The sequence below is a fragment of the Phytobacter massiliensis JC163 genome (assembly GCF_000321045.1).
Taxonomy (GTDB): Bacteria; Pseudomonadota; Gammaproteobacteria; order Enterobacterales; family Enterobacteriaceae; genus Phytobacter_A; species Phytobacter_A massiliensis.
In genome coordinates this window covers 1-422 of the sequence record NZ_CAEO01000200.1, presented here as the reverse complement: position 1 = coordinate 422, position 422 = coordinate 1, and the positions used below count along the sequence as shown (strand labels likewise).

Sequence of the window (422 nt, the reverse complement as noted above, 5' to 3'; positions counted from 1 at the left end):
TCGGCTTCTAGTGCCAAGGCATCCGCCATGCGCCCTTAATAACTTAACCTGTAAGTTACTAAGCCTAAAAAATTAAAACTTAATAATTAAAAAATCTTAAAAAAGAAATTTGTTTGTTTACTTTCGATATCGTTTTATCCAGTTTTCAAAGAACAATGGTGGAGCCTAGCGGGATCGAACCGCTGACCTCCTGCGTGCAAGGCAGGCGCTCTCCCAGCTGAGCTAAGGCCCCAGTTTCAAAATGGTGGGCCTAAATGGACTCGAACCATCGACCTCACGCTTATCAGGCGTGCGCTCTAACCAGCTGAGCTATAGGCCCATTTTGAATAGGTTATAAAATTAAATTCATAAACCTTCAAAACTGAACAGCAAGTGTAATCTTAGATGAACCAAGTTCATCTTTCCGTTATATTCCTTAGAAA

General features: G+C 41.0%; 2 tRNA genes. Both read right to left on the bottom strand.

Going from position 1 to position 422, the window contains the following annotated elements:
- Positions 1-156: 156 nt before the first annotated feature.
- A tRNA-Ala gene (locus tag ENTHG_RS00210) sits at positions 157-232 on the bottom strand.
- Positions 233-242: 10 nt separating this feature from the next.
- Positions 243-319: transfer RNA gene (locus ENTHG_RS00205), tRNA-Ile, on the bottom strand.
- Between the last annotated feature and the right edge of the window lie 103 nt (positions 320-422).